At 53.5% G+C, this 14164-nt stretch carries 14 protein-coding genes; 5 read left to right on the top strand and 9 right to left on the bottom strand.

Annotated elements, in window-relative coordinates; genetic code table 11:
- Nucleotides 1-12 precede the first annotated feature (12 nt).
- The 7 genes from ACZ44I_RS09430 to ACZ44I_RS09400 form a co-directional block, all read right to left on the bottom strand.
- Complete coding sequence (locus ACZ44I_RS09430; RefSeq protein ID WP_464550500.1) at nt 13-861, bottom strand: 50S ribosomal protein L10; 849 nt, start codon at nt 859-861, stop codon at nt 13-15.
- Nucleotides 862-1503, bottom strand: a complete 642-nt coding sequence (locus ACZ44I_RS09425; protein WP_464550502.1) for a 50S ribosomal protein L1 — start codon at nt 1501-1503, stop codon at nt 862-864.
- Nucleotides 1504-1565: 62 nt separating this feature from the next.
- On the bottom strand, nt 1566-2042 hold the full coding sequence (locus tag ACZ44I_RS09420) for a 50S ribosomal protein L11 (RefSeq protein WP_464550504.1): 477 nt from the start codon (nt 2040-2042) through the stop codon (nt 1566-1568).
- A gap of 131 nt (nt 2043-2173) precedes the next feature.
- Nucleotides 2174-2647, bottom strand: coding sequence for a transcription elongation factor Spt5 (locus ACZ44I_RS09415; protein WP_464550506.1), 474 nt, complete (start codon nt 2645-2647; stop codon nt 2174-2176).
- Between the two features lie 11 nt (nt 2648-2658).
- Nucleotides 2659-2862 carry a protein translocase SEC61 complex subunit gamma gene (locus ACZ44I_RS09410; RefSeq protein ID WP_464550508.1) on the bottom strand — a complete coding sequence of 68 codons (204 nt, stop codon included), beginning with the start codon at nt 2860-2862 and terminating at the stop codon, nt 2659-2661.
- A gap of 5 nt (nt 2863-2867) precedes the next feature.
- Entirely contained in the window at nt 2868-4034 is a 1167-nt protein-coding gene (gene ftsZ, locus ACZ44I_RS09405) for a cell division protein FtsZ (protein WP_464550510.1), read from the bottom strand.
- Nucleotides 4031-5350: a D-aminoacyl-tRNA deacylase gene (locus ACZ44I_RS09400; protein ID WP_464550512.1), complete on the bottom strand. Its 1320-nt coding sequence runs from the start codon at nt 5348-5350 to the stop codon at nt 4031-4033. Before ACZ44I_RS09400 ends, ftsZ begins: the two co-directional genes overlap by 4 nt.
- Nucleotides 5351-5462: 112 nt before the next feature.
- On the opposite strand from ACZ44I_RS09400, the gene ACZ44I_RS09395 reads away from it, so the two are divergent.
- From ACZ44I_RS09395 to ACZ44I_RS09385, 3 genes are read left to right on the top strand one after another with little or no spacing between them, the layout of a single operon-like run.
- Nucleotides 5463-5639, top strand: coding sequence for a hypothetical protein (locus ACZ44I_RS09395; RefSeq protein ID WP_300333638.1), 177 nt, complete (start codon nt 5463-5465; stop codon nt 5637-5639).
- The gene (locus tag ACZ44I_RS09390; protein ID WP_464550515.1) at nt 5636-6838 is read left to right on the top strand and encodes a molybdopterin molybdotransferase MoeA; all 1203 of its coding nucleotides are present in this window, start codon (nt 5636-5638) and stop codon (nt 6836-6838) included. Before ACZ44I_RS09395 ends, ACZ44I_RS09390 begins: the two co-directional genes overlap by 4 nt.
- Nucleotides 6832-8685: a molybdopterin biosynthesis protein gene (locus ACZ44I_RS09385; RefSeq protein ID WP_464550517.1), complete on the top strand. Its 1854-nt coding sequence runs from the start codon at nt 6832-6834 to the stop codon at nt 8683-8685. The genes ACZ44I_RS09390 and ACZ44I_RS09385 overlap by 7 nt, the downstream gene beginning before the upstream one ends.
- Here the strand turns inward: ACZ44I_RS09385 and ACZ44I_RS09380 are convergent.
- The gene (locus ACZ44I_RS09380; protein WP_464550519.1) at nt 8682-9821 is read right to left on the bottom strand and encodes a CBS domain-containing protein; all 1140 of its coding nucleotides are present in this window, start codon (nt 9819-9821) and stop codon (nt 8682-8684) included. The genes ACZ44I_RS09385 and ACZ44I_RS09380 overlap by 4 nt on opposite strands.
- Nucleotides 9822-9872: 51 nt before the next feature.
- Between ACZ44I_RS09380 and ACZ44I_RS09375 the strand changes: the two genes are divergently transcribed.
- On the top strand, nt 9873-10145 hold the full coding sequence (locus tag ACZ44I_RS09375) for a PRC-barrel domain-containing protein (RefSeq protein WP_300331886.1): 273 nt from the start codon (nt 9873-9875) through the stop codon (nt 10143-10145).
- Nucleotides 10142-10885, top strand: coding sequence for a tRNA(His) guanylyltransferase Thg1 family protein (locus ACZ44I_RS09370; RefSeq protein ID WP_464550521.1), 744 nt, complete (start codon nt 10142-10144; stop codon nt 10883-10885). Before ACZ44I_RS09375 ends, ACZ44I_RS09370 begins: the two co-directional genes overlap by 4 nt.
- Here the strand turns inward: ACZ44I_RS09370 and ileS are convergent.
- Complete coding sequence (gene ileS / locus ACZ44I_RS09365; RefSeq protein WP_464550523.1) at nt 10862-14038, bottom strand: isoleucine--tRNA ligase; 3177 nt, start codon at nt 14036-14038, stop codon at nt 10862-10864. The two genes, ACZ44I_RS09370 and ileS, sit on opposite strands and share 24 nt — an antisense overlap.
- Nucleotides 14039-14164: the final 126 nt, after the last annotated feature.

The raw sequence follows: 14164 nt of genomic DNA, 5'->3' as shown, positions 1-14164 counted from the left end.
AATTCAGTCACCTTATTCAACTAATACTTTGATTGTGTTCATCTGTCTGTATGCCTTTGCGATGATGCCATCAATGACATCCTTCTCGTAGATAGCGGCCTCTATACCAAGGCTGCGAGCCTCACGGAATGCCTTTGCAAGGATCGTCTCCATCGTGAATGCAGTCGGATAGGCTGCATTGACTGAGAGGTTGAACGCCTGCTGGACGGCAAGAACGAGCTTGTTGTAGTATTCAGTCTCGTCAATACCAAGTACATCCGGAAGATACAGCTCATCCTGGTAGAGTGCGACGAAAAGAGATAAACCGACATCCATCGGCTTTACGTCTAGCTTCGAGAGGACACCGGCTTTCTTCCGGTCAATGACCTCGCCAGCCTTTACGACCGTCTTCGTCTCGCGGATCTTCACCTTGCCGCCATCGATGGTGGCCGGGATACCCGCCTGCTGAAGTTCGCTGACGATAGGGCCTGGCTTGAAGCTTGTTGGTCCCTTTGGAACAACGATATCCTCTGGTGCGATCTCACCAGCTTTGGCAGCCCGCTTTGTCTTCGTCTGTTCAAGGGACTTGAACAATCTGAAGGGGTTGTCGTTTGTGAAGATCAGTGCCGAGTGTCCGGTGATATGCTCTTTGAGATCGTCATATACTCCACCAAGATCAGAGAATGCATGCTCGATGAGTGTGTTTCTCATCACCTTGATGGTGGCTCTCTCTTTGAGGTTCCGCCGGATCTGCTGAAACTGTGTTGCAGGGATACCAAATGTATCGATGATGCCGAGTACGGCATATTCCTGAACATACTTCTTGACTTCTTCAACCTCATCCTGCTTCCACTGAGGCAGGTGGCGTGTGTATACTGCCATTTAGATCAACCTCACTGCCGGCCCCATGGTCGTTTTGACAAAGACCGACCGGAGGTTCTGTGAACCCTGCTCGAGATCTGCTTCGACTCTCCTCAGGACCGTGTTGATATTCTCTGCGATCTGTTCAGGCGTCATCTCTGTCGTCCCGATCTTCGCAGAAAAAGTCAGTTTATCTTTGGTCCGAATCCTGATGGAGCCGCGCAGACGCTCTACAATAGGTCTGATGTCCTGTCCGGGTGGGATGGGCATTGGCATCTTGCCGCGTGGACCGAGCCTTGGGCCCAGCCATCGGCCTACGAGTGGCATAACAGCGGTCTCAGCAAGGAAAAAATCATAATCGCATGCAACCTGTCTGGCTTCACGCGGGGCACCTCCCAGGCGTTCGATCTCTTCAGGACCGATGATGATATCGGCACCTGCCTCTTTTGCCTGGGTGGTTATGTCTCCTTTGCCCAGAACCGCGATTTTTTTGGTGCCTGGACTCTCTGGTAGAAGAATCGTCGCATCAATACGGTTTTTCGGCTGCGTCATGTCGATGTTCTTCAGGTTGATTGTGATATCCACACTCTCCCGGAACTTCCTCTCTGGCGCCTGCTCGATTGCCGTGGATACGGCCTTCTGAATCTGGGTTAACTCAACCATTAAATGATGCCTCCATAGTTCTCGACCGTAAAAATAACGATCTCCTATGGTTGTCTCTATGTCTATGCGTTTAGCTGATCATCGAACTGGCCCGCATTGACCGCGGCAATAGCATCCTGTGCTTTCATGCCTTCGATCGTCACTCCAACGGAGCGGCAGGTGCCTATGACTTCCTTGACCGCATTTCTGAGGTCATAGGAGAGCATCGACTCCTGTTTCATGCGAGCGATCCGAATGATCGCTTCGAGCGGCAGATTACCAACCGGCTGGGTATTTGGGCTTGATGCCCCCTTCCCAACACCAACTTCTTTCATGATCAATGCCGTCGTCGGTGGGATACCCACCGAGATGGTGAAGTTCTTCTTATCGTCGACCTCCACCGTGACTGGCACAGTCATTCCATTGAATTCCGATGTCTTCTGATTGATTTCATCGACAACGGCCTTCACGTTGATGCCGAGAGGGCCCAGCGCCGGGCCCAATGGCGGGCCTGCGGTCGCTCTACCGCCGGGTACCAGTACCTCGACAGTTTCTGCCATAGTATCACCATGCCGGCAACCCCTTAATGGGATTGTCAGCTGTGGTTCATATATGTCAACGGCAGATCTGATAAATATGATGGGGATAGTTCTCTGAAAAAGAGTGGGATTGGAGGTGATCAGATTATCTCTTACTCTTCGCTCTTCCGTTCGATGACCCTGACATGGTCGCCCCGGACGGTGATTGGGATTGGAACGATACTCTCATACAGCTCAACAGTGATCTCTTCCTTTCCGAGATCGATCCGCTTGACAACTGCTTTCTCTCCTTTGAAGGGACCAGCGATCAGTTCGACGATGGTTCCCTCATCAATACCTGAGACAACAGGTTTTGGTTCAAGGTAATGCAGGATATCTTCAAGCTTCGTCTCGCCCGGCACAAGTGATCGTGCACTGGGGATGCTTTCGAGGAGTTCCTGGATCCGGCCGCGTCCTTCCGGTGACTCAAGGATCACATATCCTTTCAGCTCCTCCGGTACAATCACTGAAGAGACCCTGATATCAACATCGTTCCGCTCAACAGTACGGAAGATGGAATCTGCAACCGCGCGTTCCTGCTTTGAGGTCGTCTTAATTGCGTAGTAATGGTTTATTGCCTCAGTCATTTCGATCAATTCTAGAACACGAGCATGATCTCGTAGATGATAAATCCAACAAGGCCGATTATACAAATTCCTATGCCTGCTACGAGGCCGATTTTGCCGAACTCTTCACGGGTCGGTGTCCGCGCCAGCTTTAGTACACGGATATATTTCCTGAAGAGTTCCTCATTCAGATTAAGACCTTTCAGGTCGGGTTTCTTGAGTTCTGGGGTATTCATAGTGATCACTTAAGAAAATCTATATCGTATTGCTTCTGGAGCCGCTGTCCGTGAGGGAGATCCGGCTTTCCATATATCTGGGGGGACTGAACCCCGGTGACGATAAGCATCGTTCTCATCCTGTTCTGCATACCCGGATCAATCTGGGCACCCCAGATGATCCGTGCGTCGGGATCGATCCGCTCGTATATCTCCTGAACCACGCCTTCGGCTTCTGACATGGTCATATCAGGACCGCCGACAACATTCACGAGTGCGGCGGTTGCACCTGAGATATCCACATCAAGGAGTGGTGAGCGGAGGGCTTTCTTCACTGAATCGCTTGCCTTGTCTTCGGAATCAGATTCACCCATCCCGATCATCGCGATGCCGCCCTGCTCCATCACAGATCTGACATCGGCAAAGTCGAGGTTCACAAGACCCGGAAGCGTGATCAGTTCGGTGATCCCTTTCACAGCCTTCATCAGCACTTCATCAGCCACCTTGAAAGCGGTGGAGAGTGGAAGGCGTGGGACAACCTCAAGGAGACGGTCGTTTGGCACGACGATGACGGTATCTGCAACCTCACGGAGGTGTTCGAGACCTGCCTCGGCATTCTCCATCCTGTTTGCACCTTCGGCGGTGAAGGGGAGTGTCACAACAGCGATCGTCAGTGCACCTTCTTCACGAGCAGACTTTGCTACAATCGGTGCGGATCCTGTTCCGGTACCGCCACCAAGACCTGCTGTGACAAAGACCATGTGGCTTCCGGCAATAGCTCTGTGAAGATCCCCCTCACTCTCCAATGCCGCTTCTTCACCCCGGCGTGGGACCGCTCCGGCGCCAAGTCCTTTTGTCGTCTGCCTCCCGATGAGGATTCTCCGGTCAGCTCTTGTCATTGCAAGATGCTGGGCATCGGTATTAATCGCAATCATCTTTGCCCCATGGATATTCTCTTCGAACATCCGGGTGATGGTATTCGATCCCCCTCCACCACACCCGACGACGGTGATTATGGTGCGTAGACTCTTGAGAACATCTTCAAAGTCTTCATCATCCATGGTCCCTTCGAATTTCGGGTTGGCCTGTCCATCAACTATTGGCGAGCTTGGATATTCAGCAGGTGCCTCTCCGGCTACCTCGGCCTCTTCCGCCTTCTTCCGTGATAATGCCTCTTCCACGATTGATCTCATGTTATTCTCTCCAATCCCGGGATTGTGATCTCCAGCAGAACATGGGTGGTGACCATATCGGCCGAAATGACCCTCTCTCCAACATTTACGGCCTGCCCGCTGGCAAGCCTGCCGAAGAGTGGTCCTGCTGGTACCCCGAGTTTGCGCGCTTTCTCAGGGTCAAAACGTTCTCTGCTGATGATAAGGCGATCACCCTCTACAACAGCATGAGAATGTTTCGTGATCTGTTGTACACACAGGGTTATTAAATCACTTGCTAATTGTGCCTCTTCCTCATAATATCCTATGAAGACAGGGAGGGCAACTGCCCCGCCTTTGGTGATTCTGAAACAGGGGGTGATGGTATCAAGGGCGGTGATGAACTCCTCTTTTCCCACCCTGAGCGCTTCGTTGAGGAGCTCTTCATTGATCCTGACCACCGATAATGCGCAGTCCCGCTCCATTCCATGGTTCTTCAGCAGTGATGCGGGCGCAATTTCTGATGCAAGGGCAGTTGCCCGGCTCCAGGTCTTCCAGGGTACACTCCCCATCTCATGAAGCATACCTTCTGTCACAAGCGGAAGCTGTAGTTCCCTGAGAAGCCCGGCAATCAGATCGTATTCACTCGCGCTGAGCGCTTTTTTATCGATATATCCGGCAACTGCCCCGGTCATCCCGGCCATTCTCCCGACCCTCTCAGCAGTCATGCCCCCTGCTTCCCGTGAATGAGCGATATGGCCAAATGCCCCCCGGGTCTCTGATGAGATCACTGTCTGCCGGACTGCATAGTGGGTGCCGCCAAATCCGATCAGGGGCAGAAATGCTCCCGGTACTGCGGAGAGCACGCTCCGGGCAACGGCTTCTGCCGCCCTTGCATCACGCCACTCCTTCTCAGTACTGCCGATCTCGACAAAGAACGAGGGTGTCGTCAGATCGCTCGGCCCATGGTGGGTGATCTCATAGCTTGCACGATACCCATCCGGGGCATACAGCATCAGGTTCCGGAGAACCGCCTGCATCATACCGGGATCAGCCGCCGGGAGTTCATCGGGTGCACCTCCATATGCAGCCTCACCGAAGTTGCCGGTTACATGAACCGTCAGCAACGGCTTGGGATTTACACTTGTGTGGCGGGAGAGGAAGATGATCCGATCCGCCTGCACCCTCTCATCGAGGCGTTCTTCATAGATGAGCCTTCCACCAACCTCATGGATGAGCCAGCCATCCTGAAGCAGTGGCCATTCATCCTCCCCCTCCTCCCCGATGAGACAATCGATCGCTCTTCTGATCGCCACCCCTGCCGGATCAAGGCGCGAATGGATAAGCGCAGTTACCATGCTTTATATCTTTGATCCAGGCTCTCAAAACCTTGATCCATGCTCCAGGTAGCTGTATGGCTTATGATACTATTCTGAAAATGCTATATCATCGGAATGCAATGATTGGTATATGTCATACGACGCAGTAGCTGAGGCATTTGCCGCTGAAGGTATTGAGAAAGAGATCAGGTGCGAAGAGGCGTTTGCCATCTCTGAGAAGTACAACATAGAAAAATTTGACATATCCCGGTACTGCAACAAAAACGGCATCAAGATCCGTGGTTGCCAGCTGGGTTGTTTCAAATGAGCCGGTTCATCCGGGTGATCCCGGTACATGAGGCAGTGACCTGCCTCCTCTCCATCGCACCAGATCCCGGAACAGAGATGGTTGGACTATCCGAGGCGCTCTTCCGCATTTCGAATGCCGATATCATTGCACCTCATGATATGCCGGGGTTTGCACGATCAATCGTTGACGGATATGCGGTACTCTCCTCTGACACCATCGGTGCCGGGGAATCACTCCCTGCGATGCTCACCTGCACCGGCAGGATCGAGATGGGATCAGCTGATCCGGGATCGATTGTGGCAGGTGAGTGCCGGTATGTCCCGACCGGCGGGATGATGCCGGAGGGGGCAGATGCTGTTGTGATGATCGAGTATGCCGAGGTGGCAGGGGATCAGATCCTTGTGATGAAGCCAGTCTCTGGTGGCGAGAACTATGTCGCAGCTGACGAGGACTTCAGATCCGGTGAGTTAATCATTCCATCAGGACACCGGATTCTTCCCCAGGAGACGGGTGTGCTTGCAGCAGCCGGTATCCTCTCTCTTCCGGTACGGCGCATCCCGCGGATTGCGGTCATCGCAACCGGAAACGAGGTGGTCGCACCCGATCAGGTACCCCTGCCGGGGCAGGTGCGGGATGTTAATTCAATCGTCTGCGAGTCATTTATCCGGCAGTGCGGCTGTATCCCCCTGTCGCTTGGGATCGTGCCTGATGAACCTGATGCACTCACCGCTGCCATACTGGTGGCGCTTGAAGAAGCCGATGCCATCTTCATCTCCGGCGGAAGCTCCAAAGACGACCGCGATGCAACCGCACGGGTGATCGCTGATCTGGGAAGGGTTCTTGTTCATGGGATTGCAATATCCCCGGGCAAACCGACGATCATCGGTGAGATCCGGGGTAAACCGGTGATCGGCCTCCCCGGTCACCCGTCTTCGGCATTTATGGTCATGCGGGCGATCTGCGCACCCCTTCTCGCTGTGATGAGCGGCGTTATTCTTCTGGAGCAGAGCTGTTCTGCAACCCTTGATGCCGGGATCCCCTCTGCAAAAGGGAGAGAGGATTATGTCCGGGTGAGAGTAAGGGACGGGGTGGCAACCCCGATCTTCTCAAAATCAGGCCTCCTCCATACACTTGTCCAGAGTGAGGGATATGTCCGTGTACCGGCAGAGTCCGAGGGATTTGAAACGGGGGCGTCTGTCGAGGTGATCCTGTGGTGAACCGGTATCTCTCTCTCGTCCCGCTCGAAGAGGCGATTGAACTTATCCGCAGCCATTGTCCGCCAGTTCCGCAGGTGATCAGTGTTCCCCTCATGGAGAGTGTCGGCAGGGTAACAGCCAATCCGATCTATGCGGAATATTCTGTTCCCGAAGCACATCTCTCGGCAATGGATGGAATTGCGGTCTCTTCGCGGGCAACCAATGGTGCAACCGATAAGCATCCGGTCATTCTTCAGGATGCAGTCCGCGTGAACACCGGCAATGTCATTCCACCAGGCTGTGATGCCGTGATTATGATCGAGGATGTCGCGTTTGAGGGCGGAGGATATGTGATCAGAAGAGCAGCAGCACCATGGCAGCATATCCGGCCGGTTGGTGAGGATATAGCCGAATCCGAGATGGTTCTTCCCCGTGGCCACCGGATACAGTACCACGATATCGGGGCGCTTGCCGCATATGGGATCACCGATGTCGCTGTCCTCTCCCTCTCTGCAGGGCTTATTCCGACCGGGAGCGAACTGGTGGCTCATGGCACACGCCCAAAACCCGGCCAGGTTGTCGAGAGCAACTGCCAGATGGCAGCAGCACATCTCCGCTCTCTCGGAGTCCATGCAACGGTCTCTCCCCTTGTACCAGACGACCCCGACCGGATACGGGACGCGATTGATGCCGCAGTATCTGCCTATGATATGGTGATCATCTCGGCAGGTTCGTCAAAGGGTACCAAAGATTATACCGCGCAGGTGGTCGGTGAGCTTGGCGAGGTGCTGGTTCATGGTGTTGGTATAAAACCGGGAAAACCGGTGATCATCGGGGTGATCAGGGGTAAGCCGGTGATCGGCCTCCCTGGCTACCCTCTCTCCGCCCTGACGGTGATCCGGGAGATCATCACACCGGTGATCAGGGGTGCAGGGATCCCTGTTCCATCCCGCGAGTTGATCGAGGCGGAACTGACCCGGACACTCGCCTCGGATATCGGAACTGATGAGTTTGTACTGATGACCGCGGGCCGTGTGGCAGGACGGCTGATTGCAACTCCGCTCTCACGTGGTGCGGGTGTCCAGATGAGTGCGGTCCGATCCAACGGTGTTCTCAGGATACCGGCTGATTCAGAAGGGCTGGAGGCAGGCGAAAAGATTCCGGTTTCCCTGAGTGTGCCGAAAGAGGAACTCGAATCTGCTCTTATTCTATCCGGAAGCCACGATCCGATCCTTGATCGGATGGCCGATCTCCTCGCTCCGCTCCCGGTCCACTCTGCACATATCGGGAGTATGGGCGGTATTCTTGCCCTGAAGAGGCGGCACTGCCATTGCGCGCCGATGCATCTTCTTGCACCGGATGGCACCTATAATGTCCGGTACCTGGAACGGTACCTTGCAGGAGAGGAGGTGACCCTCGTCTGTGTTGCAGAACGGGAACAGGGTATCGTCTCACGGGATGGGATCACCTTTGAGGAGCTGGATTCGGTCTCGTTTGTGAACCGGCAGAAAGGGTCAGGTACCCGGATGCTCCTTGATCACCTCCTGAAGGAGCGTGGTATCGCACCATCGGCGATCTCAGGCTATGATCGGGAGATGACGACCCATCTTGCTGTTGCCCTTGCTGTTGCAAGCGGAGAGGCGGATGCAGGTCTCTGTGTCGCATCTGCGGCAGAGATCACTGGTCTCTCATTTGTCCCGGTGGGAACCGAGCGGTATGAGATCGGGATCATGACCGAAGATCTCGAAGATCCCCGGATCAGATCCCTCCTTGAGGTGATCGAATCTGATTTATTCAGAACAATCCTGAACAAATCAAGCGGTTACAGGACCGATGCCACCGGTATCAGGCAGACCCTCTCCCTCTAACCCATATCTTTTAGTTCGAGGACCGTCAGGATATCAGTCCTGGTAACGATTCCAACAATTTTTCCCTCTTCGACGACCGGGATCCTGCCGATATTCTGCATTGTCATGATCCTGAGTGCATCGGTGACTGATGCGGATGGCGGGAGGGTGGTGATCGGCTGCCTGCTCATCACATCACGGACCTGCATCGCTTCTCGGTCGATATCGCTGGTCCTGTGGATATCTGCAAGAGTGATGATCCCAATAAGGTCTCCCCGGTCCACAACAGGAAATCCAAGATGTTTTGTTGTGTACATCAGCCGTATCACTTCGGTGAGCGGGAGGGTTGGCTCGACACTCAGGACCTCTCTCGACATGATCTCGCCGACGGTTACATCCTGGAGGAGGAAGTTTGTTGTAACCATTGACGATTCCTGGCTTGCGCCGATGTAGATGAAGAATGCGATGATGATGAGGATGAAGCTGAAGGTGAAGATCCCGAAGATCCCAAAGAGTATGGCAAACCCCTTCCCGATATCCGATGCAATCCGTGTTGCACGATGAAGCGGCATCCGTTTTGCAAGCCATGCACGAAGCACCCGTCCGCCATCCATCGGGAATGCCGGAAGGAGATTGAAGGCAAAGAGCAGGATATTCAGGATCGCCAGGTATCCGAATCCATAAATGAAGACACCTGCAACAGCCGGGGCGTCAACGACCAGATCCACGACATAGATGAGAATCCAGCTGAGGACTCCAAGCCCGAGGCTGGTGAGGGGGCCTGCAATCGCCATAGGCAGCTCCACTTTTGGGTCAGGGAGCATCTCCTCCATCGAAGCGACGCCGCCGAAGATGATCAGCGTTATTGAGTTGATCTTAATGCCGTGGGCACGTGCAATAAGCGAATGGGCAAGTTCGTGGATGAATACACAGAAGAAGAGGGTAAGCGCCACGATCGTGCCGAGAATATAGGGTACAACACCACTTTCAATGATGGTTCTGTCGATGGGGATGGCAAAGATACCCTCAATAAATTCGATTGTCAGGTTGATCTGGCTGCCGATGATCCATGCAAAGAGCGGTATCACCAGTAAAAAAGTGATATGAAGGCGGACAGGGATGTCAAAAATCCGTCCTATCTCCAGCGATCCATTCATGCAAGGGAGTATCTTTTTTAAGTATTTAGTATATATCTTGAACAGATTGATATGAAGTGGCAGATCTCAGAACTCTTTGGAATGAGCGTATACACTGACAGGGCTGTGTTCATCGGTAATGTCGCTGATGTTGTCATCGATATAGATAACAAAAAGATGGCATCGCTTGCCCTGACAAACATTAATCCTGATATTATTGACTTAAAGTCGTTCAAGGGCCTGAAAGTTCCCTATCGCCTGATTAAGGAGGTTTCTGACATTGTCCTTATCCGGCACATACCCGGCGCCTTCAATACATCAGCCGAACGTGAAATAGACGAATGAAGCGAAGGGAGATCTATTCGGAACTCAGGACAATAGCACCCTGTTTCATCAGGCTTGACGGGAGATCCTTCCGCTCCGTGGCAGAAGCCCTCGGTCTCGAAAAACCCTTTGACGAGCGTTTCTCCTCTGCCATGGAGATGGTATCATCGCTTCTTCTGGGGAAAAGCGGTCTCTCTCCGGAGTTTGCTTATACCTTCTCCGATGAGATCAATATCTTCTTTACAAAGCTCCCATTTTTCGGGCGTGTTGAAAAGCTCGACTCTGTTGCCGCTTCTTTTGCATCAAGTGCCCTGACAATCGAGCTTTCTCTCCGCGAACCGCTCTCATTTGACGCGCGGGTTGTTCCGGTTGACAGTGAAACTGCGATTGATTATCTCATCTGGCGACAGAAAGAGGCGTGGAGGAACCACAATAATGCCTACTCTCAGTGGGCACTGGGACAGGATGGCCATTCTGCGAAAGTAGTACAGGAGATGCTCCATGGGATGAATACCGCTGCCATGCACGAGCTGATGCATTTAAGGGGTATCAATCTGGCAGAGACACCCGGGTGGCAGAGGCGTGGACTGGTTGTCTTCCGTGCCTCTGAAGAGGTGAGCGGTTATAATCCAAAAGAAGATGAGGCTGTGGTTGCGCAGAGGAACCGGATTGTATCCGATCGAACTCCCCCGCTCTTCAATTCACAGGAGGGGAGAGTGTATCTCTCCTCTCTCATCTCAGGGCCCAAGCAGGGTAATTGATACGCTGAGCCCCTCGATATCCCAGTCTGATGAGAACCCTGCCTCTTCCACCTTCTCTTTTCTAAACACAAGTGATGATGCACGGATCTCTCCTGCAATCCAGTCTTTTGACTGGTCGAGCAGTGATCGGATCCGATCTTCTCCGATAGCAATGGCCGCCTGGATCTGATCGTCGACAGAGAGATCCATCTGTTTGCGCATCTCCTGGACACGCCGGATCACTTCACGTGCATATCCTTCTGCCTCAAGTTCGTCGGTGAGGGAGACATCGACATAGATGGTTGCATCGGGCATTGTGGCCGAGTACACATTTTCGGGGAGCTTCTCACTGAAGGAGACATGGTCTGCCGTGATGACGATCTCCTGATCGCCGGCGGTGATGGTTGCAGATCCCGCCTCATTGATCTGCTGCCGGAGTGCGGTTCCGTCCGACTCCTCGATTGCACGTTTGACCAGTACCCCGTTTTTTCCAAACTCGGGCCCGATCTTCTTCATCTGCGGCTCAGCCGTCCAGAGGATACGTTCCCAGGTGCCTGAAACAACCCGGATATTCCGTGTGTTTGCCCGTGCCTTGCAGAGTGGAAGGAGGGATTCGACCGCCTCTTTGACAAGTGAACTCTCTGTTGCAACCACGACCTCGCCGACCGGCCACCGGAGCTTCCGCTTTCCTGCCTGCCGTGCATTGGCAACAGCATCATCAAAGGACTGAACGACCTGCATCGCATCCTCGATAGCGCAGCTGATCAGGCTGGCATCTGCCTCTGCCCAGTCGAGCATATGGACGCTGGCCGGATCCCCGTCGAGCTTCAGGTTCTGGTAGATCAGTTCAGTAAGATGCGGGATGAACGGGGATGCAAGCGAGACAAGCCGTCTCATCACGAAATAGATCGTCTCATATGCCTCCTGCTTACTGGCCGAGTCTTCTTCAAGCCACATCCTCGGCCTCACAAGCTGGACATACCAGCGGGAGAGGTCATCTAAGATGAATGAGAGGAGTTTCCGGGTCGCCTGATGCATCTGGTATTCATCCATAGCCCTGCTTATATCGCGGGTGAGGGACTGGATCCTTGAGATGAGCCACCGATCCTCAAATGCTCCGTCAGAAGCAATGCGGCGGATTACTGATGGATCATAGGCACCGGCTGCATCCGCTCCCGGCTGGAAGTTGTCAAGCCGCATGTAGGGGATCGGGAACCGGTAGACATTCCAGAGGATATTGAGTGTACGATGAACCGTCTTTACACCATCCCAGTTGAATTTCAGGTCATCCCAGGGTGCGCTCGCAGAGAGTATATACAACCGCAGAATATCAACCCCGAACTTCTCAATGACCTCCTCAGGGGTGACGACGTTTCCAAAGCTCTTGGACATCTTCTTTCCCTGTGCATCCAGAGCAAACCCGTGCATCAGCACCTGTTTGTATGGCGCCTGTCCAAAGGCGATTGTAGAGAGGCCGAGCTGTGAGTAGAACCATCCCCGTGTCTGATCCTGGCCTTCGGTGATGAAGTCGGCAGGCCAGAGGTTTTTGAATGCCTCCTCTTCACCCGGATAGCTGAGTGTTGCCCATGAGGCGACCCCGGAATCGAACCATACATCAAAGATATCCTCAACCCGGTGCATAGTGCCGCCGCAGGTGCAGGGGATTGTGATCTCATCGACCATAGGCCGGTGTGGATCGGCGATTGTTCTACCGGAGAGCTCTTCAAGCTCGGAAAACCTGCCGATCACCCGATAGGTATCGCATGACGGGCAGACCCAGACCGGGATCGGGATGCCCCAGTACCGCTGCCGGGAGATGCACCAGTCGCGCGCACCTTCGATCCAGTCATGGAATCGTGCGCTCCCTGCCCAGTCCGGGAACCAGGTCACTTCGTCCTGAATAGACGCGAGCATCTTCTCTTTGGCATCACTTGCCTTGATGAACCACTGGGAGGTGGCACGGAAGATATTGGGGGTCTTGCAACGCCAGCAGTGGCCGTACCGGTGAGTGATCTTCTTCCCGGCAAGAAGTGCGGAACCGAGTGCGTCGATGACGTTTCTGTTTGTCTCCGGATCCTTGACATAGAGTCCGGCAAATTCGCCAGCTTCTTCTGTGAACCGTCCGGTACCGTCAACAGGACAGACGATCTGGAGGTTCTCCTTCATGCCGAGGACATAGTCGTCCCAGCCATGTCCGGGAGCGATATGCACCATGCCGGTATTCTCCATGGCAACAAAGTCCGCAGCAACGACACGGTGGGCAATCCGGGCCTGCATCGGGACAGAGGAGAGAAGAGGGGATGTATATTCGGTCCCGACAAGTTCTGCACCCTTTTTGACACCGAGGATCTCATAGTCCTGGTACCGTCCGGCTTTCAGAACGCTCTCAACAAGATCGTCTGCGATCCAGAGGATCTCGGTTACGCCTTCCCGGACTGCCCTCACACGTGCATACGTGAAATCGGCAGCAACAGCAACGGCGACATTAGCTGGGAGTGTCCAGGGTGTTGTCGTCCAGATGACGAGGTATTCGTTCTCTGCTCCGGTGAGGGGGAATTTGACAAAGATTGATGGATCGGTGACATCCTGGTATTCGACCTCGGCATCGGCGATGGCGGTCTCACATCGCGGGCACCAGTTGACGACGCGGTATCCGCGTTCAAGCATCCCTTCTTCTTCGACACGTTTGAGGGTGAACCATGCAGCTTCGATATAGTCGTTTGAGATCGTCTGGTATGGGTTCTCAAAATCAAGCCAGACGCCGAGATCTGAGAACTGCCTGCTCATGATCTCTTTATGGGTAACGGCAAATGTCCGACATTTCTCGACAAACTGTGCAATCCCGAATGTCTCGATATCCTTCTTTGAGGTAAATCCAAGTTCGTTCTCAACACGGACCTCGATTGGAAGCCCATGCATGTCGTATCCCGCCCGATCGATCACATGGCGTCCATGCATCCGGTGATACCTGAGTATGGCATCCTTTAAGATCTTGTTCCATGCCGTTCCAAGATGGATATACCCGGTGGTATATGGCGGTCCGTCAACGAAGAAGAATGGCTTTCCATTTTTCCTGAGTTTCTGTACATTCTTGTAGGTATCTTCAGCATGCCAGAATGCACGTACCTCCTCCTCCACCTCTTTTGGTGTATAACTGCTGGTGACTTCTTCCACCTGGATCCCTCGTTCTCCTGTATTCCTATATGTACGATGGAAACAGACAAAGGGTTTTCCACTAAAACCCGGATCGAAAGGTATTTTTTCTTTCAAAAGGGGGTTGTAGATACACAGGGTGATGAT

It is taken from the genome of Methanocalculus pumilus (genome assembly GCF_055382585.1).
This window is presented reverse-complemented; position numbering and strand designations above follow the sequence as displayed.

What these genes read in the sequence shown, in the direction of transcription:
- ACZ44I_RS09430 (WP_464550500.1), bottom strand. Translation starts at nt 861, where the DNA reads ATGGCAGTATACACACGCCACCTGCCTCAGTGGAAGCAGGATGAGGTT.
- ACZ44I_RS09425 (WP_464550502.1), bottom strand. Translation starts at nt 1,503, where the DNA reads ATGGTTGAGTTAACCCAGATTCAGAAGGCCGTATCCACGGCAATCGAG.
- ACZ44I_RS09420 (WP_464550504.1), bottom strand. Translation starts at nt 2,042, where the DNA reads ATGGCAGAAACTGTCGAGGTACTGGTACCCGGCGGTAGAGCGACCGCA.
- ACZ44I_RS09415 (WP_464550506.1), bottom strand. Translation starts at nt 2,647, where the DNA reads ATGACTGAGGCAATAAACCATTACTACGCAATTAAGACGACCTCAAAG.
- ACZ44I_RS09410 (WP_464550508.1), bottom strand. Translation starts at nt 2,862, where the DNA reads ATGAATACCCCAGAACTCAAGAAACCCGACCTGAAAGGTCTTAATCTG.
- ftsZ (WP_464550510.1), bottom strand. Translation starts at nt 4,034, where the DNA reads ATGAGATCAATCGTGGAAGAGGCATTATCACGGAAGAAGGCGGAAGAG.
- ACZ44I_RS09400 (WP_464550512.1), bottom strand. Translation starts at nt 5,350, where the DNA reads ATGGTAACTGCGCTTATCCATTCGCGCCTTGATCCGGCAGGGGTGGCG.
- ACZ44I_RS09395 (WP_300333638.1), top strand. Translation starts at nt 5,463, where the DNA reads ATGTCATACGACGCAGTAGCTGAGGCATTTGCCGCTGAAGGTATTGAG.
- ACZ44I_RS09390 (WP_464550515.1), top strand. Translation starts at nt 5,636, where the DNA reads ATGAGCCGGTTCATCCGGGTGATCCCGGTACATGAGGCAGTGACCTGC.
- ACZ44I_RS09380 (WP_464550519.1), bottom strand. Translation starts at nt 9,821, where the DNA reads ATGAATGGATCGCTGGAGATAGGACGGATTTTTGACATCCCTGTCCGC.
- ACZ44I_RS09375 (WP_300331886.1), top strand. Translation starts at nt 9,873, where the DNA reads ATGAAGTGGCAGATCTCAGAACTCTTTGGAATGAGCGTATACACTGAC.
- ACZ44I_RS09370 (WP_464550521.1), top strand. Translation starts at nt 10,142, where the DNA reads ATGAAGCGAAGGGAGATCTATTCGGAACTCAGGACAATAGCACCCTGT.